This window comes from Streptosporangium vulgare (genome assembly GCF_042428775.1).
Classification (GTDB): Bacteria; Actinomycetota; Actinomycetes; order Streptosporangiales; family Streptosporangiaceae; genus Streptosporangium; species Streptosporangium vulgare.
This window is the reverse complement of record NZ_JBHMBS010000004.1, coordinates 579,813-602,468: the sequence shown is the minus strand read 5'-3', so window position 1 is coordinate 602,468 and position 22,656 is coordinate 579,813. Positions and strand designations below refer to the sequence as shown.

20 protein-coding genes are annotated in these 22,656 nt (G+C 69.3%); 12 read left to right on the top strand and 8 right to left on the bottom strand.

The window, feature by feature from the left end:
* The first annotated feature begins 15 nt into the window (after positions 1-15).
* Entirely contained in the window at positions 16-672 is a 657-nt protein-coding gene (locus tag ACFFRH_RS12030; protein ID WP_344748181.1) for a response regulator transcription factor, read from the top strand.
* Positions 673-674: 2 nt separating this feature from the next.
* Positions 675-1,823, top strand: a complete 1,149-nt coding sequence (locus ACFFRH_RS12025; RefSeq protein WP_344748182.1) for a sensor histidine kinase — start codon at positions 675-677, stop codon at positions 1,821-1,823.
* Positions 1,824-2,216: 393 nt separating this feature from the next.
* On the opposite strand, the gene ACFFRH_RS12020 is transcribed toward ACFFRH_RS12025, so the two are convergent.
* Together ACFFRH_RS12020 and typA are read right to left on the bottom strand one after the other, a co-directional pair.
* Entirely contained in the window at positions 2,217-2,843 is a 627-nt protein-coding gene (locus ACFFRH_RS12020; protein ID WP_344748183.1) for a superoxide dismutase family protein, read from the bottom strand.
* Positions 2,844-3,087: 244 nt separating this feature from the next.
* Entirely contained in the window at positions 3,088-4,941 is a 1,854-nt protein-coding gene (typA, locus tag ACFFRH_RS12015; RefSeq protein WP_386156208.1) for a translational GTPase TypA, read from the bottom strand.
* Between the two features lie 249 nt (positions 4,942-5,190).
* Here typA and ACFFRH_RS12010 point away from each other — a divergent pair, with 249 nt between their 5' ends.
* From ACFFRH_RS12010 to ACFFRH_RS12000, 3 genes are all read left to right on the top strand, one after another.
* The gene (locus tag ACFFRH_RS12010) at positions 5,191-5,943 is read left to right on the top strand and encodes an alpha/beta hydrolase (protein WP_386156206.1); all 753 of its coding nucleotides are present in this window, start codon (positions 5,191-5,193) and stop codon (positions 5,941-5,943) included.
* A 63-nt stretch (positions 5,944-6,006) separates the two neighbouring features.
* Positions 6,007-8,049 (top strand): phosphate acetyltransferase, encoded by a 2,043-nt coding sequence (gene pta, locus ACFFRH_RS12005; RefSeq protein ID WP_344748184.1) that lies wholly within the window; start codon positions 6,007-6,009, stop codon positions 8,047-8,049.
* 236 nt (positions 8,050-8,285) lie between these two features.
* Positions 8,286-9,413, top strand: coding sequence for an acetate/propionate family kinase (locus ACFFRH_RS12000; RefSeq protein ID WP_386156203.1), 1,128 nt, complete (start codon positions 8,286-8,288; stop codon positions 9,411-9,413).
* Between the two features lie 321 nt (positions 9,414-9,734).
* Here the strand turns inward: ACFFRH_RS12000 and ACFFRH_RS11995 are convergent, their stop codons facing one another.
* Complete coding sequence (locus ACFFRH_RS11995) at positions 9,735-11,168, bottom strand: aldehyde dehydrogenase (RefSeq protein ID WP_344748186.1); 1,434 nt, start codon at positions 11,166-11,168, stop codon at positions 9,735-9,737.
* Between the two features lie 571 nt (positions 11,169-11,739).
* Between ACFFRH_RS11995 and ACFFRH_RS11990 the strand changes: the two genes are divergently transcribed.
* Both ACFFRH_RS11990 and ACFFRH_RS11985 read left to right on the top strand, forming a co-directional pair.
* Complete coding sequence (locus ACFFRH_RS11990; RefSeq protein WP_344748187.1) at positions 11,740-12,627, top strand: coiled-coil domain-containing protein; 888 nt, start codon at positions 11,740-11,742, stop codon at positions 12,625-12,627.
* Positions 12,628-12,659: 32 nt separating this feature from the next.
* On the top strand, positions 12,660-12,836 hold the full coding sequence (locus ACFFRH_RS11985; protein ID WP_386156201.1) for a hypothetical protein: 177 nt from the start codon (positions 12,660-12,662) through the stop codon (positions 12,834-12,836).
* Positions 12,837-13,207: 371 nt separating this feature from the next.
* Here ACFFRH_RS11985 and ACFFRH_RS11980 read toward each other — a convergent pair whose 3' ends face one another.
* Positions 13,208-14,119 (bottom strand): LysR family transcriptional regulator, encoded by a 912-nt coding sequence (locus ACFFRH_RS11980; protein WP_344748189.1) that lies wholly within the window; start codon positions 14,117-14,119, stop codon positions 13,208-13,210.
* A 169-nt stretch (positions 14,120-14,288) separates the two neighbouring features.
* Between ACFFRH_RS11980 and ACFFRH_RS11975 the strand changes: the two genes are divergently transcribed.
* The 3 genes from ACFFRH_RS11975 to ACFFRH_RS11965 are packed head-to-tail and all read left to right on the top strand — an operon-like array spanning position 14,289 to position 16,598.
* On the top strand, positions 14,289-14,912 hold the full coding sequence (locus tag ACFFRH_RS11975; RefSeq protein WP_344748190.1) for an NADPH-dependent F420 reductase: 624 nt from the start codon (positions 14,289-14,291) through the stop codon (positions 14,910-14,912).
* 42 nt (positions 14,913-14,954) lie between these two features.
* A complete protein-coding gene (locus ACFFRH_RS11970) occupies positions 14,955-15,896 on the top strand; it encodes an SDR family oxidoreductase (protein ID WP_344748191.1) in 942 nt (313 codons plus the stop codon).
* 33 nt (positions 15,897-15,929) lie between these two features.
* Positions 15,930-16,598 (top strand): NADPH-dependent F420 reductase, encoded by a 669-nt coding sequence (locus tag ACFFRH_RS11965; RefSeq protein WP_344748192.1) that lies wholly within the window; start codon positions 15,930-15,932, stop codon positions 16,596-16,598.
* A gap of 1,300 nt (positions 16,599-17,898) precedes the next feature.
* Here the strand turns inward: ACFFRH_RS11965 and ACFFRH_RS11960 are convergent.
* From ACFFRH_RS11960 to ACFFRH_RS11950, 3 genes are all read right to left on the bottom strand, one after another.
* Entirely contained in the window at positions 17,899-18,309 is a 411-nt protein-coding gene (locus ACFFRH_RS11960) for a type II toxin-antitoxin system VapC family toxin (RefSeq protein ID WP_386156198.1), read from the bottom strand.
* Positions 18,309-18,488: a hypothetical protein gene (locus tag ACFFRH_RS11955; protein ID WP_386156196.1), complete on the bottom strand. Its 180-nt coding sequence runs from the start codon at positions 18,486-18,488 to the stop codon at positions 18,309-18,311. Before ACFFRH_RS11955 ends, ACFFRH_RS11960 begins: the two co-directional genes overlap by 1 nt.
* Before the next feature lie 259 nt (positions 18,489-18,747).
* Positions 18,748-19,029: an MMPL family transporter gene (locus ACFFRH_RS11950; protein ID WP_386156233.1), complete on the bottom strand. Its 282-nt coding sequence runs from the start codon at positions 19,027-19,029 to the stop codon at positions 18,748-18,750.
* A gap of 189 nt (positions 19,030-19,218) precedes the next feature.
* On the opposite strand from ACFFRH_RS11950, the gene ACFFRH_RS11945 reads away from it, so the two are divergent.
* Positions 19,219-20,721 carry a DUF1996 domain-containing protein gene (locus ACFFRH_RS11945; protein ID WP_386156194.1) on the top strand — a complete coding sequence of 501 codons (1,503 nt, stop codon included), beginning with the start codon at positions 19,219-19,221 and terminating at the stop codon, positions 20,719-20,721.
* A 283-nt stretch (positions 20,722-21,004) separates the two neighbouring features.
* Here ACFFRH_RS11945 and ACFFRH_RS11940 read toward each other — a convergent pair whose 3' ends face one another.
* A complete protein-coding gene (locus ACFFRH_RS11940) occupies positions 21,005-21,367 on the bottom strand; it encodes a nuclear transport factor 2 family protein (protein WP_386156192.1) in 363 nt (120 codons plus the stop codon).
* Positions 21,368-21,889: 522 nt separating this feature from the next.
* On the opposite strand from ACFFRH_RS11940, the gene ACFFRH_RS11935 reads away from it, so the two are divergent.
* On the top strand, positions 21,890-22,501 hold the full coding sequence (locus tag ACFFRH_RS11935; RefSeq protein WP_386156190.1) for a hypothetical protein: 612 nt from the start codon (positions 21,890-21,892) through the stop codon (positions 22,499-22,501).
* Positions 22,502-22,656 lie beyond the last annotated feature (155 nt).

The following is a 22,656-nucleotide window of genomic DNA, read 5'->3' as shown; positions in this document are numbered from 1 at the left end:
GCCGGGGGAGGCGTCTTGCGGGTGCTGGTCGTCGAGGACGAGCTGATGCTCGCCGACTCGATCGCGGAGGGACTGCGCGGGGAGGCGTTCGCCGTCGACGTCGCCTACGACGGGGAGGCGGCGCTCGAACGGCTGCGGCTCCACGACTACGACGTGCTCGTGCTGGACCGCGACCTGCCGGGCGTGCACGGCGACGACGTGTGCAGGACCGTGGTCGCCGACGGGGCCCTCGTGCGGATCATCATGCTCACCGCGTCGGGTGACGTGCGCTCACGGGTGGCGGGCCTGTCCCTCGGCGCCGACGACTACCTGCCCAAGCCGTTCGCGTTCGAGGAGCTGACGGCCCGCGTGCACGCGCTGGGCCGCCGGGTGCGGCCCGCCGACCCGCCACTGCTGGAGCGGGCAGGCATCAGCCTGGACCGGGCGCACCGGCAGGTGTTCCGCGACGGGCGCTACGTGCCGCTCGCCCGTAAGGAGTTCGGTGTGCTGGCCGAGTTGCTGCGCGCGGGCGGGGCGGTGGTCTCCAGCGAGACGCTGCTGGAGAAGGTGTGGGACGAGCACACCGACCCGTTCACCAACACCGTGAGGACGACGATGATGAAGTTGCGCCGCAAGATCGGCGAACCGGCGGTCATCGAGACCGTCACGGGAGTGGGATACCGCATTCCATGAGGATGAGCGTTCGTTTCCGGTTCGCCGTCGCCTGCTGCACGGTGGTCCTCTACATCGGCGTCCTCCTGGTCGCGGGACTCGCCCTGCTCGTACGGCAGAGCCTGGAGCCCCGCGACGGGCTGCGGCATCCGGAGTACATCCGGGTCGCGTACGTCTACTACACGCCGGAGCATTCCGAGTACCGGGTGGCGGAGCAGCGGGTCGCGCAGGTCAGGCGTGTCTACCAGGCCGACACGGTCAGGAACGTCCTCGTCGTGGGCGGTTTCGCGGTGCTCGTGGCCGCGGGGGTCGCGATGGCGAGCGGCTGGCGGGCGGCGGGCTGGACGCTCCGCCCCGTCAGGGAGGTCACCGCGAGCGCGCGGTACGTCGCCCAGAGCCATGACCTCACCGGGCGCATCACCTACACCGGGCCGGACGACGAGGTCAAGGAACTCGCCGACATCGTCGACGCCATCCTCGCCCGCCTGGCCCGGTCCTTCGACAGCCAGCGGCGCTTCGTCGCCAACGCCTCCCACGAGCTGCGCACCCCGCTCACCATCAACCGCACCCTGGTGGACGTCGCGGTCCGGCGCCCCGACGCGACCGAGGACGTCAGGCGGCTCGGCGAGTCCCTGCTGCTGGTCAACACCCGGCACGAGAGGCTCATCGACGGCCTGCTCGCGCTGACCGAGGGCGAGCAGGCGGTCCTCGACCGCCGTCCCTTCGACCTGACCGACGTGGTCGAGCACGTGCTCGACCTGGCGGGCGAGGAGGCGGGGGAGCACGAGGTGACCATCCACAGGCTGCTGGACCCCGCGCCGACCGCCGGGGAGCCGGTGCTGGTGGAGAGGCTCGTGCAGAACCTCGTGGAGAACGCGATCCGGCACAACCACGGCGGCGGCCAGGTGTGGGTGTCCACCCGGCAGCGCGCCGACCGGGTGGAGCTGGTGGTGGCGAACACCGGGTTGTCCGTCCCGCCCTACGAGATCGAGACGATCTTCGAGCCGTTCCGGAGGCTGCACGGGGACCGGCTGCGCTCCGACCGCGGCAGCGGCCTGGGGTTGTCGATCGTCCGGGTCGTCGCCGAGGCCCACGGCGGGACCGTGGTCGCGAGCTCCCGGGAGGAGGGCGGCCTGACGATCACCGTCGAGCTGCCGCGCGAGAGTCCCTGACACCAGGTCACCGGGTACCCGCCGGTGTCGGGCGGGCCGGGTGCCTGGTTCGAGGGTGAGGCGGCCGGACCGGTTCTTCGGCCTATCCGGTTTCTTCGGTTTCTTCGGCTTATCCGGCGCGGGAAGACTTCACGGGTGCCCGGGGCGGTCCGATCCGGTACGGCCCCGGGCGGCCCTGTTCGGTACGGCGCTGTCCGATACGGCGCTGTCCGCCGGAGGCGGCCGTATCGGAGCCGTACCGGAAGGGACGTTCAGGTGAGCAGCGTTACGAGCGCGGTGAAGGCCACCCACGCGAGCAGCAGGGCCAGGTGCATCCGGCCGGTCAAGACTTGCATGGTGATCCCCCTTTCGGTACGGAATCCTGCCCGGCCGTTCTTGCGGAGCGGTTGGGAGTCACTGGTTCCTGGTGATCACACCGCAGGCGACGCGCCCGCCGGAGTCTCCGGCCTTGAGGGTCTCCGCGTCCGGGCCGACACCGCTCGGAGGCCCCTGGTGGCTGTAGCGGTCGGGAATGTTGGAGTGGTTGTCCGGCAGGGCGTGGACGACGATGGAGCTGCCGTCGGCGTCGAAGAGCTGTCCCACCCGGAAGCGGTCGGTCACGACGGTCGCCTCGCCGGTGCCGTCGGCGCCGACGAGGAGGTTGGGCAGGTCGCCGGAGTGCCCGCTGTGCGTGGTCGGCGAGATGCTGAAGTGCGCACCCGCGCTGGAGAAGGGGCTGCGGGTGACCGGGTCGATCGCCTTGGGGTCGCAGACGCCCTTCGCGTGGACGTGGAAGCCGTGATAGCCCGCACGCAGGCCGGCGACGGTGATCGTCAGCGTGGACTTGCCGGCAGGCTCGTCCTCGATGCGCAGGGAGCCGATGGTCTTGCCGTCCGTGTTCTTGATGACGGCCTCGGCCGTCGCGGACCCCTGCGAGATCCGCGGCGTCCACGAGATCGCCTGGGCGGCCGCTACGGTGCCGGCTCCGGCCGCCGGCGCGCCGAGCGCGACGATCAGGGCGAGACAGGTTCTGTGAAGCATGAGATATCCCCCGTACGAGTCCTGGGCTCCCCTGCCGTGACGGGGAGCGGCCAGCACAGGGTTCCTACCCCAGGAGGAGGCGGGAACCGAGGGCACCACGCCGCCCTGCCAGGCAAAGTCGTGCCGGGCGAGGTCGTCCTGGACGAGACCGTCCCGCCGGGTGAGCCCGGCGGGACGGTGTGAAGCGATGTGAAGCGGTGCCACGGGCCGGAGGCGGCGCCGTGGACCGGGTGGACCAGACGGGTCAGTTGGTCCGCTTGGCGCGGGCGGTGGTCCGGGCGCGGGTCGAGGCGTCGAGGACGACCTTGCGGATGCGCACGTTCTCCGGGGTGATCTCCACGCACTCGTCCTCGCGGATGAACTCCAGCGCCTGCTCCAGCGAGAGCTGGCGCGGCGGGATCAGCGTCTCCGTCGTGTCGCTCGTCGAGGAGCGCATGTTGGTGAGCTTCTTCTCCTTGGTGATGTTCACGTCCATGTCGTCGGAACGCGAGTTCTCACCAACGATCATGCCCTCGTAGACCTCGGTGGTCGGCTGGACGAACAGGACGCCGCGCTCCTGCAGGTTCAGCATGGCGAACGGGGTCACCGGGCCCGGCCGGTCGGCGACCAGCGAGCCGTTGTTGCGGGTGCGAAGCTCGCCGAACCACGGCTCGTAGTCCTCGAACACGTGGTTCACGATGCCGGTGCCGCGGGTCTCGGTGAGGAACTCGGTGCGGAAGCCGATCAGGCCACGGGCCGGGACCACGAACTCCATGCGGATCCAGCCGGTGCCGTGGTTGGTCATGTGCTCCATGCGGCCCTTGCGGACGGCGAGCAGCTGGGTGATCGCCCCGAGGTACTCCTCGGGACAGTCGATGGTCACCCGCTCGACCGGCTCGTGGACCTTGCCGTCGACGAGCTTGGTGACGACCTGCGGCTTGCCGACGGTCAGCTCGTAGCCCTCGCGGCGCATCTGCTCGACCAGGATGGCGAGCGCCAGCTCGCCACGGCCCTGCACCTCCCACGCGTCGGGACGGTCGGTCGGCAGGACGCGCAGCGACACGTTGCCGACGAGCTCCTTGTCGAGCCGGTCCTTGACCATGCGGGCGGTGACCTTGGAGCCCTTCACCCGGCCGACCAGCGGCGAGGTGTTGGTGCCGACGGTCATGGAGATCGCGGGCTCGTCGACCGTGATGAGGGGCAGCGGGCGCGGGTCCTCGGGGTCGGCGAGGGTCTCGCCGATCATGATGTCCGGGATGCCGGCGATCGCGATGATGTCGCCGGGACCCGCCTCCTCGGCGGGCTTGCGCTCCAGCGCGTCGGTCATCAGCAGCTCGGTGATCTTCACCCGCTGGATGCTGCCGTCGGTGCGGCACCAGGCGACCTGCTGGCCCTTCTTGATGGTGCCCTGGTGGACGCGGCAGAGCGCGATCCTGCCCAGGTAGGACGAGGCGTCCAGGTTGGTGACGTGCGCCTGCAGCGGGGCCTCGGGGTCGTACACCGGGGCCGGGATCGTGTTCTTGATGACCTCGAACAGCGGCTCCAGGTCCTCGGAGTCCGGCATCCCGGCGTCCTCGGGACGGTTGAGCGAGGCGCGTCCGGCCTTGGCCGAGGCGTAGACGATCGGGAAGTCGATCTGATCCTCGGTGGCGTCCAGGTCGATGAAGAGCTCGTAGACCTCGTCCACGACCTCCTTGATCCGGGCGTCGGGACGGTCGACCTTGTTGATGCACAGGATGACCGGCATCTTGGCGGCGAACGCCTTGCGCAGCACGAACCGGGTCTGCGGCAGCGGCCCCTCGGAGGCGTCGACCAGCAGCACGACACCGTCGACCATGGACAGGCCCCGCTCGACCTCACCGCCGAAGTCGGCGTGGCCGGGGGTGTCGATGATGTTGAGCGTCATGCCGCCGTGCTTGACGGCGGTGTTCTTCGCGAGAATGGTGATCCCCTTCTCGCGTTCGAGGTCGTTGGAGTCCATGACGCGGTCGTCCACGTCCTGGTTGACGCGGAAGGCGCCCGACTGCCAGAGCATGGCATCCACGAGAGTGGTCTTGCCGTGGTCGACGTGCGCGATGATCGCGATGTTCCGCAGGTCGTCGCGGCTGTTCAAAGGCATGATGGAGTCTCACTCTGTGATCGTGGAGGCTGGCCGCGGACTGTGCGGCCTTCCCATTTTAGTTGATCCGGACAATCGCTCTCACGCCTCCGGCAGATGAAGTGCGCCAATTCACCCCCCGGACACCTCTCCGGCCCTCGGACGGCGACCCGGCGGCGACTCGTGGCCGGGACGGCGGACCGGGCCGTGGCAGGGCCTCCGGCACTCCCTAAGCTCGGATCCATGCCTCTCGCACCGTCGTTTCCCGTAATGCTCAGAACCCGGGACAACTTGCGGATAGACGCCGCCCACACCCCCTCGCGCGGCGCGGACGACCTCGGGATCGTCCTGGCCCACGGGTTCACCGGATCGCTCAGGGAACGCGCCACGCGCGGTATCGCCCACGTGCTCAGCGGGTTCGGCGGGGTGATCGCCTTCGACTTCAGGGGACACGGGCGCTCGGGAGGACGGTCGACCGTGGGCGACCTGGAGATCCTCGACGTGGAGGCGGCGGTACGGCACGCGCGGCTGATCGGCTACCGGCGGGTCGTGACCGTCGGGTTCTCCCTGGGCGGGGCGGTGGCCGTACGGCACGCGGGGGTGCTGGGCGGCCCGGACGCGGTGGTGTCGGTGAGCGCGCCGGCGCGCTGGTACTACCGGGGAACCAGGCCGATGCGCCAGGTGCACTGGGCGATCGAGAGGCCGATCGGGCGGCTGGCCGCGCGGCTGGGCAAGCGCACCCGGATCATGAAGGGCGTGTGGGACCCGCTGCCGCTGGCGCCGTACGAGGCGGCCGCGAAGATCTCACCGGCGCCGCTCCTGGTCGTGCACGGCGACGCGGACCGTTTCTTCCCCCTTGAGCACGCGTACCAGATCTACGAGGCCGCGAACGAGCCCAAGGAGCTGTGGATCGAGCCCGGCTTCGGCCACGCGGAGTCGGCGGCCACCCCGGAGCTGGTCAGCCGCATCGGGAGGTGGGCCGCGGCCCGTTCCGGCCCTCCGGAAGGTGTTTACTCCTCTTGAAGATTGGCTGACCGTGTGGCGGTGTGATGTGACGGCGGCGGGCAGCGGCGAGGAAAGGGACACATGCGGAGCATCTACGTTGCGGGTCTCGGACGGGGCGACGGCAGGCAGATCGTCGAGCTCGGCCTGATGGAGCTGCTGACCAGGCGGGTCGACCGCACGGGGGTCTTCCGGCCGATCACCGGGAGCGGTGAGGACCGCACCCTGGAGCTGCTCAAGGCCAGATACCGTCCCGCCGCCTCGGCGACCGGGGTGACCGCCGAGGACGCCGCGGAGATCTACGCCGAGCGGGGCGCCGAGGAGCTCATCGGCCGCCTGGTCGCCCGCTTCCACACCCTGGAGCGCGAGTGCGACGCCCTGCTGGTGCTCGGCAGTTCCTTCGACACCGACGACCTGCCGCGCGAGCTGGCCTTCAACGCCCGCCTGGCCGCCGAGTTCGGCGCCCCGGTGATCGTGGTGGTGGGCGCGCACGGAGACGACGCCGAGGAGATCGCGACGGAGATGCGTACCGGCTACCAGGTCTTCTCCGACCTGGGCTGCACGGTGCTCGCGGTGATCGCCAACCGGGTGCCCGAGGGCGCGGTCATCGAGTGCGACCTGCCGGTGCCCTGCTACGCCGTGCCCGAGCATCCGTCGCTGTCGGCGCCGACCGTCGGGCAGGTCATGCGGGCGGTGGACGCCGAGCTGATCCAGGGCGAGGAGGGCCTGTCGCGCGACGTGCTCGGGTTCGTGTTCGGCGGCGCCACGCTCCCGGTGTTCCTGGAGCACCTCGTCGACGGCGCGCTCGTGATCACGCCGGGCGACCGCGCGGACCTGCTCCTGGTCTCGCTGGCCGTAGAGGCGGCCGGTACGGCGAGACCGGCCGGGGTCGTCCTCACGGTGGGGGAGAGGCCCACCGAGGCCGTACGGGAGCTCACAGCCCGTCTGGCGCCCGGCGTGCCGGTGCTCGCGGCCGAGGCGGACAGCTTCACCGTGGCGACCACCCTGGCCGGGCTGGAGGGACGGCTCACCGCCGACAACCCGCGCAAGATCGAGACAGCCCTCGGCCACTTCGAGGCGCACGTGGACGCGGCCGGTCTGGCCGACAGGATCGAGCTGACGCGCTCCGAGCGGGTCACCCCGATGATGTTCGAGCACACCCTGCTGGAGCGGGCGCGGGCCGACCGGCGGCACATCGTGCTGCCGGAGGGCGAGGACGACCGCATCCTGCGGGCCGCCGACATCCTGCTGCGGCGCGGCATCGTCGACATCACCCTCCTCGGCAGGGAGGAGGTGGTGCGGCGGCGGATCGGCGACCTCGGCCTGGACCTGTCGGGCGTGACCGTCGCCGACCCGCTCACCTCGCCGCTGCGGGAGTCGTTCGCCGAGGAGTACGCCGAGCTGAGGGCGCACAAGGGCATGACCCCCGAGCTGGCCCTGGACGTGGTCGCCGACGTCAACTTCTTCGGCACGATGATGCTGCACCGGGGCCTGGTGCACGGCATGGTCTCCGGGGCCGCGCACACCACGGCCGCGACGATCCTGCCCGCCTTCCAGATCATCAAGACGGTTCCCGACACCTCGGTCGTCTCCTCGGTGTTCTTCATGTGCCTGGCCGACCGGGTCCTCGTCTACGGCGACTGCGCGATCAACCCCGACCCCGGCGCCGAGACGCTCGCCGACATCGCGATCTCCTCGGCCCGTACGGCGAGGCGGTTCGGCGTCGAGCCGAGGATCGCGATGCTGTCCTACTCCACCGGCGAGTCGGGCAGCGGCGCCGACGTCGACAAGGTCCGCGCCGCCACCGCCCTGGTCGCCGAGCGGGCGCCCGACCTGCTGGTCGAGGGGCCCATCCAGTACGACGCGGCGGTGGACGCCAGGGTCGCGGCCGCCAAGCTGCCCGGGTCACAGGTCGCGGGGCGGGCGACCGTGCTGATCTTCCCCGACCTGAACACCGGCAACAACACCTACAAGGCCGTGCAGCGCTCGGCCGGTGCCGTCGCGGTCGGGCCGGTCCTGCAGGGGCTGCGCAGGCCGGTCAACGACCTGTCACGCGGGGCATTGGTCACCGACATCGTGAGCACCGTCGCCATCACCGCCGTACAGGCGCAGGAGGTCACCCCTTGAGCGAGCGAGGCACGCGGACGGACGGGGCCTCCGGGACCTCCGGGATGGCCGGGACTTTCGGGACGGCTGGGATCTCCGGGACTTCCGGGGCCGCCGGGACTTCCGGGACCTCCGGACGGAGCTGTGACGAGGGCGGGAGCGGGAGCCCCGGGTACCGCTCAGGCTTGGGCCGGGAGGATGCTCTGAACGATCCGAACCGGGGGAGCGGCCCGGTCCCGGGCGGGGAGCCCGGCCGGGTGCTGGTCCTCAACTCGGGGTCCTCCTCCCTGAAGTACCGGCTCCTGTCCGGCGCCGAGCGGCTCGCCTCGGGAACGGTGGAGCGCATCGGCGAGCCGGGCTCCCCGGTGGCCGACCACCGGGCGGGGCTGGAGGCCGTCGCGGCCCGGCTCGCCGCCGACGGCCTGGGGCTCGACTCCCCCGAGCTCACCGCGATCGGGCACCGGGTGGTGCACGGAGGCACGGCCTTCACCCGGCCCACGCTGATCACCGACGAGGTGGTCAGGGGGATCGGGGAGCTCGTCCCGCTCGCGCCCCTGCACAACCCCGCCAACCTGGCGGGCATCGAGGTCGCCCGGCGGCTCCGTCCCGACCTGCCGCAGGTCGCGGTCTTCGACACCGCCTTCCACGCCACGATCCCCCCGGCCGCCTCGACGTACGCGATCGACCGCGAGGTGGCCGCGCGGCTGGGGGTGCGGCGCTACGGCTTCCACGGCACCTCACACGCGTACGTCTCCCGCGAGGCCGCCCTCCTCGCGGGCGGGCCCGAGGCCAACGTGATCGTCCTGCACCTCGGCAACGGGGCCAGCGCGTCGGCGGTGTCGGCCGGGCGGTGCGTGGACACGTCCATGGGCATGACCCCGCTCGAAGGTCTCGTCATGGGGACCCGCAGCGGCGACCTGGACCCGGCGGTGGTCCTCTACCTGGCGCGTACGGGAGGCATGTCCCTCGACGAGATCGACACGCTGCTCAACCGCCGCAGCGGCATGCTCGGTCTCTGCGGCGACAACGACATGCGCGCGGTGACGGAGCGGCTGTCCGAGGGCGACCCGGACGCCGAGCTGGCCGTGTCGGTCTACTGCCACCGGCTCCGCAAGTACGTCGGCGCCTACTACGCGGTCCTCGGCACGGTCGACGTCATCGCCTTCACCGGCGGGGTCGGGGAGAACTCCGCCCTGATCAGGGAGCGGGCGCTGGCCGGTCTCGGGGCGCTCGGCATCACCGTGGACCCGGTGCGCAACGCGCGTGGCGACACGCTCGTCTCCGCCGAGGGCGGGGCCGTGAAGGTCGCGGTGATCCCCACGGACGAGGAGTTCGAGATCGCCCGGCAAACTCTTTCCGTCGTTTCCCGAACCAATCGCGGATAAAAGACGTCTACCACGACAGCGGATGAATGAAATCCGCCGGGAGAAGTCCGCGGGACCCGAACCATCGCTCGGCGCTCGTCGTGGGACATACTTCTTGTGGTCGGATGGTCGCCCAGCGTCGCGGGGGTGCGCTGGGCGGTCCGTCCGGCGATGTGCTCGTACGGCTCGTCGCGAGCCGTACGAGCACACCTGAACGGCCTCCGCGTGGTTCTGGGCCCTGGCCGGCCCCGTGGAGCGGCGCGCCGGGACCCGCAGGGCACCCGTGGCCGGCCCCGGGACACCGGTTGGGGCTGTGCGGCCCCGGCCCGCTCGCGGGGCGTCTCAGCCCAGGCGGGCGATCGACTTGTACTCCAGGTAGGCCGACAGTCCCTCCGGGCCCAGCTCGCGGCCGAGGCCGCTGCCCTTGAAACCGCCGAAGGGCGAGCTGTTCTCGATCATGAAGAGGTTGACGCCGTAGGTGCCGGCACGGACCTGGCGGGCGACGTCCATGCCGTGCTCGGTGTCGGCGGTCCACACCGTCCCGGCCAGGCCGTAGTCGCTGTCGTTGGCGATCCGGATCGCGTCCTTCTCGTCCTCGTACGGGATCACCGCCAGGACCGGCCCGAAGATCTCCTCGCGGGCGATGCGCATCTCGTTGGTGGCTCCCGCGAAGACGGTCGGGGCCACGTACCAGCCGCGGTCGTGGGGACGCTCCAGGCCGCCGACGACCGGCTTGGCACCCTCGTCGATACCGATCTTGATGTAGCCCTCGACCCGCTCCTGCTGACGCTTGGCGACCATCGGGCCGATGCCGGTCGCCGGGTCGGACGGGTCGCCGACCGGCATGCCCCGTACCATCGCCGAGACCGCGTCCACGACCTCGTCGTAGCGGTTGCGCGAGGCCAGGATGCGGGTCTGGGCGACGCAGGCCTGGCCGTTGTTCATCAGCGAGGCGATCGACAGGAAGCCCATCGCGGAGGGCAGGTCGCAGTCGTCCAGGATGATCGCCGCGGACTTGCCGCCCAGCTCCAGGGTGCACCGCTTGAGCTGCTCGCCGCAGATCGCCGCGATGCGCCGCCCGGCGGCGGTGGAACCGGTGAAGGCGACCTTGTCCACGTCCGGGTGGGAGATCAGGTACTCGCTCGTCTCGCGCCCGGCGGCGACGATGTTGACGACGCCGTCGGGGATGCCCGCCTCCTTGACCATCTCGGCCAGCAGGTAGGAGTCGAGCGGGGTCTCGGGCGCGGGCTTGACCACGACCGTGCACCCCGCGACGAGGGCGGGGGCCAGCTTGATCATGATGACGAACTGCGGGACGTTCCACGGGACCACGGCGGCGACCACGCCCACCGGCTCGCGGCGGACGGTCACGGTGCCGAAGGTGCCGGGACGCTCCTCCTCGACGGGGAAGGTCTTGCCCAGCTCGGCGTAGTACTGGAGCATGCCGAGCGGCTGCGGGGCCTGCGCCAGCTGGGAGAAGGTGATCGGAGAGCCCATCTCCAGGGTGATGAGCTCGGCCATCTCGCCCTGGCGGGCCGCGTAGATCTCGGCGAGCCTGCCGACGACGGCCGCGCGCTCGGCCATCGTCATCCTGGGCCACGGGCCGTGGTCGAACGCCTGGCGGGCGGCGGCCACCGCCCGGTCCATGTCGGCGGGGGTGCCGTCGGGGACCCGGCCGACGACCTCCTCGGTATGGGGGGAGACGACGTCGATGATGCCGGTCCCGGCGGGGGCCACCCAGTCGCCTCCGATGAAGAGCGTGTCGTGCTGGCGCATGATGTGTTGCCTCCTGGTGGGCGGGCCAGAGTCGCGATTCTCGGACGGTTCCATCCGCGGGGCGGGGCGCCACGCGCCCCGCCGCTGCTTGAGACCGAATCATGTTCTGTCGCTGATGACAAGGGTGATCGGCGTCTTCGTGCCCTGAGTCGAAGCCGTCTTCGCGCCCTGGGTTGAGACGTTCCCGCGTCTTGAGCCAAAAGGCACTCACGCTTCGGGTTGCCTTGGGTCGCCTCGGACCGAGAGGGCGCTGGCGCCTGTGGTCGAGGCGCTCTCGTGCTTGGGTCTGAGGCGTTCTCGTGCACGAGCCTGAGGTGCCTTCGTGCTCGGGTCTGAGGCGCCTTCGCCCGCGAGTGGAGTGGTGCGTTCTGTGCGAGGATTCTTCAGAGTGACAGGAGTGATATGTCCTATAGTATTTGTTTGAATCACCCTAAAGCGGTAGGTAGTTCACCAATGGTGCGCGAGTTCCACCGTTCCGGTGGCGAGCTTCAAGATCGTCTTCTATAGTTTCGCTCCGTCCATGAGGGGCTCCGGAGGTGAGCGAAGCGTGAGGCAGACTCGCGCAGCCGCATTGGCTGTCGCACTCACCGTGCTGCTCCTGTCGCCCGCCGTCGCCGGCGCCGCCCCCCTCCGGGCCGCCAAGCCCAACCCCGAGGCCGAGCTCAAGAAGCTGACCCAAGAGGCCGCCGCGCTCAACAAGAGCTACCGGGGCCAGGTGCAGAGCCTGGAGGAGACCCGGGTCCAGGCCAGCAAGGCCACGGCCAACGCCAAGAGCCTCAGGCGTGCCCTGGCCAACGCCGAGACCGACATCGTGCGCTTCGCCCAGACCACCTACATGGGCGGCGCCCTCGACGACGGCAACCTGTTGAGCTTCCAAGGTGACGCCACCCTGGCCCTCGGCCAGGCCGCGACCATGTCCTACCTGGCCAGCCGCCGCGCCACCCAGCTCAACCGGGTCAAGGACCTCATCAAGAAGGCCAAGGCCGCGGAGAAGTCCGCCGACACGAAGATCGTCAAGCTCAAGAAGGACATCGCCGACCTCAAGCGGCAGCGGGTCAGGATCGAGAAGCTCCTGGCCAAGTACGGCTTCCAGACCCCCTCGGGCAGCGGCGGCCTGACCCCCCGCACGATCACCATGCGCAACCTCGTGCTGCAGAACTTCCCCATGCCGTACGGCTACGGCTGCCTGCGCCCCGGCGACCCCGGCGACCACGGCAGCGGCCGGGCCTGCGACTTCATGATGAGCACCGGCGGCAACGTCCCCGCGGAGGACGCCATGGACCGCGGCAACCGCCTCGCCCAGTGGGCCATCGACAACGGTGGCCGCCTCGGGGTCATGTACATCATCTGGCAGCAGAGGTACTACGACGTCCGCACCGGCGCCGGATGGAAGATGATGTCCAACCGAGGCGGCAACACCGCCAACCACATCGACCATGTCCACATCTCGATGTTCTGAGCTGCCAGGCTTCTGACCTACGGTGATTTCGTTTGACGGTTGTTCAGCATCTTGACCTGCCGCCGTACGTGGACGACTCCGGCCGCCAGGTCGATGTTCTCGACGGCCAGGCCGAACGCCTCACCTTGACGGAGCCCGAGCGTCGCAGCCGCCTGGATCGTCAACACTCTGGCCCTATCTTCGAGCGGGATACGGCCGAACTGCTGTAGGGCCTGTCAATCAAACGGCTCTGTCTCGTATTCGGCTCTGGCTCACTTTCAGTGGTAACGGAACGTGCGTATCAAGCTGACGTCGCGGAGCTGGTCGAGTTCCTCATCAAATGCCCGAAAGATCGTGCGATTGCCCGCGCCCTTGCGCGCCAGACCACGTCACGCCCCCTTTTGGCCGGCTGATTCGTCCCCAGCGCACCCTTATCGCCTGTGACCACGCTCGGTCACCACCGAAAGTGAGCCAGAGCCGTTTTCTCTACAGTCCCGGTGTTGCGGTTCACCGATCGGGCGCAGCAACGATCGAACCCGTGGTGTTCGGCATCGCGGTGAGCGCGGCCCTCGGTTGGCGCTGTTGTGGCCGGCCGGATCAATCAACCGTTCCTGGCGGCGGATTCGCCTCCGAGTTGCCACATTTCGTAGTTGCCGCATTCCGCTGTGATCTCGGCGGTCGCCCGAGCCGCGGCGACGAAGTCGTCGACCAGAGGCGAGGTGCGTGCCGCCGGCACGGCGAGGCACACCTGTTCGGCGGACAGGTCCGGGATGGGCACGTAGCTGACGTCCGGATGGGAGTAGAACACGGTCGCTGAACGGGCCAGAAACGAGATACCACGGCCGGCTGCGACGTGCTCGAGCGTCTCGTCCACCCCGCGCACCTGGTATCCGGCGTTCGGGTGCGGGCGCCTCGTGGGCTGCGTGCTCGGGTCGGCGTTCCAGACCAGCGGTTCGCCGGCCAGGTCGGCCTCGGTGATCTGTTCCTTGCCGGCCATCCGGTGGTCGGCGGGCAGCACCGCCACCCGCGGCTCGGTGTACAGCGGGGTGACGCGCAGGCCCGCCTCGTCGATCGGCAGTCGTACGTAGCCCACGTCGATGCGGCCGTCGAGCAGCATCGCGGCCTGTTCATCCCCCTCGATGCGCTGTACGTCGACGATCACATCCGGATGCCGGGTCTCGAACGCCCGTACCGCTGGTGTGACGGCGACACCGGCCCGGAAACCAACCGTCAGCCGCCGGGTGCCGCGCGCAGCAACGCTCACCCGGCGACGGACCCCCTGCGCGGCGGCCAGTAGCGGGCCGGCGTCGTCCAGCAACTGCTGGCCCGCGTCGGTCAGCGTCACGCCGTGGCTGTCCCTGACGAACAGAGGGGCGCCGAGGTCATGCTCGAGCGCGCGGATCTGGCGGCTGAGGGCCGGCTGCGCGATGTGCAGGTCGTCGGCGGCGCGGCCGAAGTGCAACCTCTCAGCGACCGCGACGAAGTAGCGCAGCTTGCGTAAATCCAGATCCATCAGGCCTCCCCGTCTGGTGATGCCTTCAGGGTATCGCCACCGTCACAAGAGGTCTTGGACACCGAGATCGGCCGGTGGCACGTTCGGGTCGAGCGCCGAACAGCGCGCTTCCCGAGGCGCCGATGACTTGTTCGTTGACGACCTTCGCAGCTTCAGAAAGGCATGACTCATGAGCGGCATCAGCATTGTCGGCGTGGGGGGCATGGCCCGCGCCCTGGGCGCCCGCGTGGTCGCGGGCGGCAACGACGTCGAAATCATCGGCCGTGACATCTCCAAGGCCAAGGAGATGGCCGCGGCGCTCGGCGGCGGCGCTACGGCCGGAACATTCGGCACCGCCCCAGCCGGCGACATCGTCATCCTCGCGGTCCCGAACGCCAGTGCCGTGCCCGTGGTCACCCAGTACGGTGACGCGCTGGCCGGCAAGGTCATCATCGACCTCACGAACCCGGTCAACGCCGACGTCACCGGGCTGGTCACCGCTGACGGCGCGTCCGCCGCACAGGCGATCGCCGACGCCGCCCCGGCGAGCGCACACGTCGTGAAGGCGTTTAACACCGTCTTCGGGCACACGCTGGTTCCGGGCCGCTCGCTGGACGTGTTGTTCGCCGGCGACGACGCTCAAGCCAAGGCAACCGTCTCGGCGTTCATCGAAAGCCTGGGGTTGCGCCCGCTGGATGCCGGAGGCCTGGAGATGGCGCACTGGCTGGAAGGGCTGGGCCTGCTGATGATCAGCCTCGCCCGAAACGGTGTCGGGACCTTCGACTTCACCCTCGGCATCAGCACTCTCCGCTGAACCGATCACACCCACACTTCTTCACCCACGGAGAGCCATATCATGCGCGTTCTTGTTACTGGTGGAACCGGCCACTCCGGTTCCCACATCGTCCCCGAGCTCGTCGCCGCCGGTCACGAGGTAACCGGCCTGGCCCGGTCGGACGGGGCGGCAGCGGCGCTGTCCGCGCTCGGCGCCAAGGTGCGTCGAGGCGACCTCGAGGATCTCACCGGGCTCCGGGAGACGGCCGCGGAGTTCGACGGCGTCATCCATGTCGCGCATCGACAGGATCTGCTCTTCTCCGGTGGAATCGATGCCGTGGCCGCCGCGGAGGTCCCCATCATGCTCGCCTACGGCGAGGCGCTGGAGGGAACCGGGAAACCGCTGGTCGTGGCCGGCAGCATCGGCTCGCCCGGGCAGCAGGACCTGGGCCGGCCGGCCACCGAGGAGGACCCGGCCCTGCCCGTCCGCGACGAGCACAAAGGCACTCTGCATGCTCGTAATGTCGTGGAGTCGGCCGTGATCGGGCTCGCTGAACGAGGAGTGCGGTCGTCGGTCGTGCGGATCGCGAACATCGCGCACAGCACCACAGACAGTCGCGGTTTCCTCGTACAGCTGATCGCTCTGGCGAAGGAGAGAGGTTTCGCCGGTTACCCCGGGGGCGGCGCGAACCTGTGGAACGCCGTGCACATCCGTGATGCCGCCTCCTTGTTCCGGTTGGCACTGGAGAAGGGGCCGGCGGGCCGGTATTGGCACGCGGTAGCGGATGAGGGCGTCGCGTTCCGGGAAATCTCCGAGGCGATCGGCAGCCGCCTGGGCCTGCCTGCCCTGAGTATTCCCATGGACGAACTGGTGCTGCCGGGATACTTCGGGTTCCTCGCCAACATCGTCACGCGCAGCTACCCGGCGTCCAACGCCATCACCCGTCAGGTCCTCGGGTGGGAACCGGTTCAGCCGCGACTGCTTAACGACCTGGACAACGGCCATTACTTCCCCGCCGGCTGACGGCAGGGTCTCGGATCGAAAGAGGCTGAGATCGTGACCACTGTGGGATTCCTGGGAAGCGGTGCCATCGGCGGCGCCCTCGCGCGGCTCGCCCTCGAAGCTGGGCACAAGGTCGTGCTCAGCAATTCGCGCGGCCCGGAGACGCTTGCCGACATGGTCGCCGCACTGGGGCCGCTGGCGTCCGCGGCAACCAGCACGGAGGCTGCGGCGGCCGGTGACATCGTGGTGGTCACGGTACCGGTCAAGGCCTTCGCTCACCTTCCGGCCGCGCCGCTGGCCGGGAAAGCGGTGATCGACACTTGCAACTACGGCGCCGAGCGTGACGGGCATATCCCGGAGCTCGACGGCACGTTCCTCACCTCGAGTGAGCTGCTGCTGCGGTACATCCCCGGCGCCATGATCGTGAAAGCGTTCAACAACATCTATTACAAGCACCTGCTGTCGCTTGCCCGTCCGGCAGGGGAGGCCGGCCGCTCGTATCTGCCGATCGCCGGAGACTCCGCGCCGGCGAAGGCGGTGGTGACCGGCTTCATCGAGTCCGTCGGGTACGGCGTGGTGGACTCGGGACCGCTGGCCGACAGTTGGCGGCAGGCGACGGGCACGCCGGTGTGGGGGACTCCGTACGGTCCGATGTCCGATGAGCAGGGCCGGTCGGCAGGGGAGGAGGCCATCCGAGCGGCATTGGCCTCGGCGAGGCGGTAATCGCAGGCGGCGTGAACCGGTTGACCTAGCCGGCTAGGAGAACCAGACCCCGGCGAAACACTTGGGGGGATTCGTTTTCACGTAACAGCCGTGATCTCTAGCGTTGATGGAAGGTCGCGATGGCCGCTTCGAGGAGGCGAAGGTACGGGTCGCGTCTGCCCCATAGGGCATGCGCCGATTCATTCCGGCAAGACTGGGACGCTCAGGTTCGGCAACGCCGGTCGACGCTCACCGGAACAAATCTGAACTGGATGCCTCGAGTACCCACCTTCCGGAGGGCCGGCTCGTCGCCGACATCGGCGGAGCGCACGGCGGCGTTCTGATCCAGTTGCTCACCGCCGCGCCGGAACGCCGCGGCATCGCGCGTCTCCGGAATCGGTCACCGAAGCGATGCCGCGGTGGATGACGAGGAGTCGGCGGCAGCCGTCGTGGTCGCGATCAGGTGACGAAGCGTGAGCGAGTCGTCATCAACCACCGATCGGAACCGGGGCGGACCCGATTTCGGTGCGGCGAGAGAGGTCTCTGATGCTTCCACCCTTGGGGATCATGCCCCATAGAAAGGGGATCGAGTACTGAGGTGGTTCGCTCAGAAGCACAGCTAACTCGTTCTCGGTGACGGTGACGGTGAGGGCGAATGCCGAGCCCTGTTGCCCGGGGTCCCACCCCTGTTCGACGGCCCACCGAATACAGTCGGCGGCAAGGAGGGGGACCGCGTTTGTTCGCTCTCCGAGCCAGTTGTACGGCCGGGCGCAGGGGAGTGGCACCACGAGAACGTTCCCTGGGTTTCTCGGCCCGCTCGGTGACGAAGGTGAGGGGACTTCAGTCTAAGTGGGCTTGTTTCGGACGCGCCGGCGGAAGACGGTCCCGTCGACGGTGATGAGCCGTGAGCCCCTCCTGGGCATCGCCACCGGCGCCTCCAAGCTTCTTCTCTGTTCCGTCGCTGTTTTGTGGGAGCACCGAAAGCCGCAAGACGAAATACACAAGGATAATCCAGGCCAGGTCACATGATCGAGCCATTCTCGCTGGTGACTGAATCGGATGTGGTAGATCACCTAGATCTACGGGGTAGGGCACACCCAGGGCACATGAGCACGAGAAGCAACACGAAACGATGAGAACCAGCGAAAGCCAAAAGCCCAGCTCAGAATGCTTTCTAGAAGATCACCGCAGGTCAGCCCCATGGCGGATCAGGTCTCGATGTTCTAACGTGATCGGTTTCACCGACACCGTTGATCCATCGGTGAAACCGCGAATGTAGCCCCACGGCCGGCGAGGTGTGCGTCATGAATCCTTTACCGGCTCACGGCAACAGTGTGAAGTGCCCGCCTTGTGCGTTTCGCACCGCTCCGAAGTGGCGGTGGTCGATGGTGGCGATTTCCTGGACGCCCAGTCTTTCCGCGACTGCGATCACGGCGGCGTCCACCGCTCCCAGAGGGAAGTTCGCGTACTTCACCGCCAGGACTTTCATCCTGGCGATGTCACCAGTGGTCAGTGGCTCCATGGTCAACTCGCCGTCCACGATGGACTGAAGGAAGTCGGCCTCCGCGGCCGGTCCTACCCGTGGCTCCAGCAGCCAGCAGACTTCCGCCAGCACCGGTCCAGGCAGGACCAGTGGGCCCGGATGGGTTTCGAGGAGATCAAGGCAGCGGTCGTGATCCTGGTCTTTCCGGTTCATCGCCGCATACAGGGGGCCGGTGTCACAGATGAGCACTAGCCGGTCCGGAACCTGTTAAGGAGGATCTCTTCCGAGCGTTGAGCACTGTCCGGCTCGTCGGTGATGATTCCGGCGAACGACAACCGACGCCGCCGACCCTGTGCTTCGGCGACGGGGGCGTCCTCGACGAGTTGCAGAGCGACGGCACGCAAGGCGCGGGCCTGATCCAGCGTCAAGCGGTCAACCAGGCGGTGCAGGTCGTCGTACTCCTCGGTCGTACTCCTCGGGTGCCGCACTCATACCGGAGAGTTTACGCTGGCCTAAAGATCATCAGTGGGTGCAGGGGATTTCGAGCCCGTTGTCTCGTGGCTGGTGGACCTGTGGTGGATCCGCTGGAGGGAAGAGTGAACCGCGCCGGGTAGGACAACTTGGGATCTTGCTGACACCAGGTCCTGCCGTATGGACCGCAGGCAACTCCGGCACCGTGCCGCCGGCCTACTCGTAGATCCGTCGGCCTTGCCCCGCGGGATCGGGCTCAGGCCGCGGTCCAGGCGTACGAACCAGGACCGGAGTGCCTGGCCTCCGACCGGTGGGCACCCGTACGAGCAGGGCCGGCCAGCCGGGCAACCACCAGTTCCATCGGCCTATCACCGCGACGAACGACGGCAGCAGCAGCGCCCTGATCACGGCCGCGTCCAGCAGCACGCCCAGCCCGAGCCCTGTCGCGAACATCTCGATCTCGGGCTGCGGGGCCGCCGCCAGCGACCCGAACGCCAGGAAGCGCCCCTCGGGTCTGCTCTTGTGCCGTAGACGGGCCGGACAGGGGACGGGACAACAAAAGTTTCGAGCTTTCTCGAAGTTTTCGTTATCCGCTCGTGGCCTGGGGGTCTCCTGTGTGGCGGCACATGCGAGCGCCGCCAGACGTCCCCTCCGAGATTTCCCAACAGGACAAGGACTTCATTCACTATGAGCACAACCGCCTCGCGCGGCATCCGAGCCGGACGCGCGTCCGTCGTACGCCAGGTCCGCCGCCTGTCGCTGGCCGGTGTTCTCGTCGGCCTCCTGGGCGCCTCCATGGTGAGCGTCACCTCCCCGGCCGCTGCGGCCGAGGTGCCCCTCTCGCAGGGCCGTACCGCCATCGCCTCCTCGGCGGAGCGCGGTGACCTGTCGGCCGCGGCCGCCGTCGACGGCAAGGCCGGCACCCGCTGGGGCAGCAAGTTCAGCGACCCGCAGTGGCTCGCGGTCGACCTCGGCAGGTCCACCGCCATCAAGAAGATCGTCATCAACTGGGAGAACGCCTACGCGACGGCGTTCCAGATCCAGACCGCCGCCGACGGTGACGGCCCCTGGAAGACGGTGCACAGCACCACGGCGGGCAAGGGCGGCGTCCAGACCATCAACCTGTCGGCCACCGGCCGGTTCGTGCGGCTGTACGCGACCAAGCGGTCCAGCCAGTACGGCGTCTCGCTGTGGGAGTTCCAGGTCTTCGGCACCGGCTCGGGCACCACGAACCCGACCCCGACTCCCACCTCGACCACGAAGCCGACTTCGACCCCGAAGCCGACCACCACCGCGACGCCCAAGCCGACGCCCAGCGCCACCCCGACCACCACCGCGCCCGCCGGTGGCTGGGTGCCGGTGAACCAGGCCGCGTGGAAGAAGGCCCTGGACATCTACAACAAGGTCGCGCCCCAGGCGGTCCCCGCGGGAATCGTGAGGGTTCCCGAGTTCCACACCAACTGCACGGTGGCCAACGAGGCCAAGGACGACCCGATCGTGCTGCCCGGCCTGGTCGGCGCCTCCCACCTGCACACCTTCTTCGGCCCGAAGGTGTCGGCGAACACCACGACGGAGGACCTGCTCAAGAGCGCCACGACCTGCGACGCTCTTGGGGACAACAGCGCCTACTGGGCACCGACCCTGCTGAAGAACGGCAAGCCGGTCCCGATGAAGAACTTCCGCGTGTACTACGGCTCCCGCCTCAAGGACCCGTCGGAGGTCGTGCCGTTCCCGCCGGGCCTGCGCGTGGTGCAGGGCGACGCGAAGCGGCAGGTGGCGACGCCGAAGGGTGCCTCCGGCCAGTTCTGGTGCGCCGGCAGCGCGGAGACCGGCCGTAGCGCCGACGGCAACTGGCCCGTCTGCGCGAAGGGCGGCAACCTGATCTACCAGCTGACGTTCCAGGACTGCTGGGACGGCAAGCACATCGACTCGCCCGACCACAAGTCGCACATGGGGCCGGCCAAGAACGGCACGTGCTCCGGCGACTACCCGGTCGCGGTCCCCAACCTCTCGTTCATGCTCGGCTACGACTCCCTCGGCGGTGACGACCTGGCGCTGTCGTCGGGCATGCCGTCCTCGATCCACGGGGACTTCATGAACGCGTGGACGCCGGAGACGCTCGGCGCGCTCGTGAAGGTCTGCCTCAACGCGAAGGCCAAGTGCGGCACCACGCCGGGCTGGGGCCGCTGACCGATCCTCGCCACCACCTCGCATGACATGCCGTGCCGGTGGTCCCGCGTTCCGTGGGGCCACCGGCACGGCCGCTTGGCGGTGGTCCCGCGTTCCATGGGGTCACCGGAACGCTCGCTTGGCGGTGATCGGCCAACGCCCCCGCCGGCACCACCGGTACGAACAGCGCGACGACGGCTCACACCGGCGCGCCGGTCGCGACCGGCCGCTCGAAGCGTCCGAGGTCGAACGCGCCCTCCTCCCGGTCCGATCGCCCACGCACCCTCAGGGGTGAGGACGATCGTCAAACCGCGTAGACGGGGGCGAGGTCGACGAATATGCGGTAGTCCGTGATCAGGCCGTCGTCGCGGGTGCTCCAGATCGACACGGCCACGACGCTCGCCTCCTTGCCGTCGAGCCGCCGGTAGGTCACCTCGGTCTCGGCGATGATGTCGGCGTCCACCTGCCAGTTCCGCACGACCCGGTGCCGCAGGCCGGCGATGGTGGAGAAGAACGCCCGCAGCCCGGCGGCGATGGTCTCGCGGCCCGTCATCGGCTCGGCGTTGCCGAACACCAGCGTGGCGTCCTCGGCCAGCAACCGTACGAACTCGTCGGGGTCGAACGAATCGACTATCCGGAAAACGTGTCGCACCACATCGTCGGTCACGCCGATCCTTCCTCACGCGGTCGGGATCACTGGTGGGGACGATACGGGGCGAGGAGCGGCGCGCAACTATCGCCAAGGTGGGTGTGTCGTCGCCGAGGGCTCGCCCTGGGGGCGGGGATCGCCGCCGGGGGTTCGCTCCGGAAGCGGAGATCGTCGCCGAGGGCTCGCCGCCGGCGCCGGGCTCGCGGGTGGCCGTCGTCGCCGAATCGTCGCCGAATCGCCGTCGATGCCGAGTTCCGCCGTCCTCGCCGGGCTCGAACGGCGGCGGGCGCGGGACCGGCTCCGCGACGAGGCCGATCGCGATGTCCGTTTGCCGGTGGATTCGCCTGACCTCGGACGACGCAGGCTGAACCACCTGGGGGAAGCGTACGTTCCTGGAGCATGAGACTACGAATGACCCTGCTCGTGGCGCTGTTGTCCTTGGCAGCGGCCTGTGGAGGAGTGGAAGCGGATATGTCGGCGACACCGGTTGACGACGGGCCGGCGGAGCCGGTCGCCCTGTGGGGAGCCGAAGGCGGGTTCGTGACCCCGACCACGAACGTGCTGCGCCCGCCGAAGGTGGTGCTGTACAGCGACGGCCTGGTGATCGTTGACGCGAGCAGGCAGTTGAAGCTCACCGATGCCGAGGTGGACGAGACGGTCACGTCGATGGAGACGTACCTGACCGGGCAGTCGCCGACCGCGACGCCCAGGCCGGGTGCGCCGATGGTGACGGACGTGCCGGCCACCGTCCTCGGCGTGCGGGGGAAGGACGGGAAGATGCTGGAGGTCCGGGTCCCGGCCCTGGAGCAGGTCTCGGGCTTCTACCCGAAGGAGCTTCTGGACGCGAAGAAGCTGATGGAGGGCCTGGCGACCCGGGCCGCCGCCTCGGGCACCGACTACGTCTCCACCCGCGTCCGGATCGTCGCCGAAGGGGCCGCGTCGGCGGAGGGTAAGCCGGCGCCGTGGCCCGCGGGGGTCCCCGAGCCCTCGGGCACGGTGGACCCGGTCTGGCAGAAGGACGTCGAGGGGGCGGCGGTGAGCGCGATCACCAAGGCGGTGCCCGCCGGGCAGGAGCACGGCAGGCCACTCTTCAAGACCGGTTCCGGGGCGCTCTTCGTGCTCTCCTGGCGGTACCTGCTGCCCGACGAGTAGCGACGCGGCTGCCCGGCGAGTAGCGCCGACGGGTCCCGGCTGCCCGGCGAGTGGCGACGGACCCCGGTTGCCCGGCGAGTGGCGGCGGGTCCCGGTCCGCGCGTCACTCCGCCCGGCCGGGACCGCGCCGGCGAGACGGACGATCGAGGTGCGGT